2 protein-coding genes are annotated in these 1373 nt (G+C 63.6%); both read right to left on the reverse strand.

Going from position 1 to position 1373, the window contains the following annotated elements:
- Positions 1-321 (reverse strand): copper resistance CopC family protein (locus tag WM40_RS27000; RefSeq protein WP_046154634.1); only part of this gene is annotated, 321 nt, incomplete at its 3' end.
- 29 nt (positions 322-350) lie between these two features.
- Positions 351-1217 (reverse strand): hypothetical protein, encoded by an 867-nt coding sequence (locus tag WM40_RS27005; protein ID WP_046154633.1) that lies wholly within the window; start codon positions 1215-1217, stop codon positions 351-353.
- Between the last annotated feature and the right edge of the window lie 156 nt (positions 1218-1373).

Genomic DNA, 1373 nt, shown 5'->3' on the forward strand with positions numbered 1-1373 from the left:
GTCCGCAGCGACAGCCACCCATGCAACCGTATAGACGCCTGGCGTCAACGGAGTGAGGCCCACCGACATGCGCTTGTTGTCGTTCGCATCGACCTTGGCTTTCTCGCGGATAACGGACTTGCCCTGCGCGTCTTTCACGTCGATGGAACTGAACGCGGGCTCGAGCCCGTCGTCGAAGTCGATCACGACGGCGTTGAGCGTGGCCGGCGCGGTCGATCCCGCGGGCGGTTCCTGATGCTTCGGATAAGCGTGCGCCCACGCGAGGGGGGCGCTCAGCAACGCGACCGTGGCGACAGTCGTGCGCAAAGTAGCGAGTTTCATGGCGGTATTCCGTGTGTGAATGTGCGGGCTTACTGGAAAAGTGGCTTGCCGATCGTGCGCGGCGCGACATCGTCGAAGAAGATGTGCACCTGCGCGAGGATGCCGACGTGCGACCCGCTTGCCCGGTTGATCGGTATCTGCGCTTCGATGCCGAGCTGGCCGTAGCGGTTCATCCAGATGAAGCCGGGGTTGACAGTTCCCGTTGTTTGCCCATTGCTTCTCGACAGGGGCACTTCGACTAGGGGGATCAGGTTGGACAACGGCTGCGGCAAGCCGAGGTCGTGCACGTGCTGCTGGAGGTAGGGCAGGCTGTACTGGAACGTGAAGCCGTAGTCGAACGAGTTCGGCTGGCCGCTGCCCGTCGTGAACGATGGCCCCGCCTCGCCGGTGATGGCGACGGGCCGCAGCCACGCGAGCGAGTCGGGCAGGTCGCCCATGCCCTTGCCGGCGAAGATCGTGGGTGAGATCGTCGAGAAGTTGGCGGCGATCGCGCGGCTGCCCGTGTCGCCGAGTTCGGCGTTCACGCCCACTGACGTCATGAACTCATGCGCGTCGTTCACGTAGAGCAGGTACTTCAGGCCCACGCCGAAGTTGTCGAAACCGCGCGCCGTCGGGTTGTTCTGCATGACGTAGCTGCCGTCCACGGAGAAGGCGAGCCGCGGCGTGATGAGTTTGTCGTACTCGAAGCTAAAGCTGTTGATGCTTTGGTCGCCGACGTCGCCCGGCACACGCTGGTGCCCGAATTCGAGGTTGGCTTCGTCGCCAACGCCTGGGTCGTCGACGGAAAGCGTGGAGGGAAATACGCGGTCGCCCGCGATGGCGTGCGCATGAGCAGGGGAAGCATGGGCCAGGCAGGCAATGGTGGCCAGCAGCGCGCAGCGTGCCGGGGGGCCCATAGCGACTGATAAAGGTTCGCATATTGGTTATCTCCAGTTGTCGTTCGATGCTGTCGCGCAGAAGCGCGACAAGCTGCCGCTTGCGGCAAGCGCAAAGCGGCAGATTTGCAAGTCATAAACGGGATCAGGAGAAGACCGGGGGCGCCCTGGGTTGCG

Source organism: Robbsia andropogonis (assembly GCF_000970345.1).
Taxonomy (GTDB): domain Bacteria; phylum Pseudomonadota; class Gammaproteobacteria; order Burkholderiales; family Burkholderiaceae; genus Robbsia; species Robbsia andropogonis.

What these genes read in the sequence shown, in the direction of transcription:
- WM40_RS27005 (WP_046154633.1), bottom strand. Translation starts at nt 1,217, where the DNA reads ATGGGCCCCCCGGCACGCTGCGCGCTGCTGGCCACCATTGCCTGCCTG.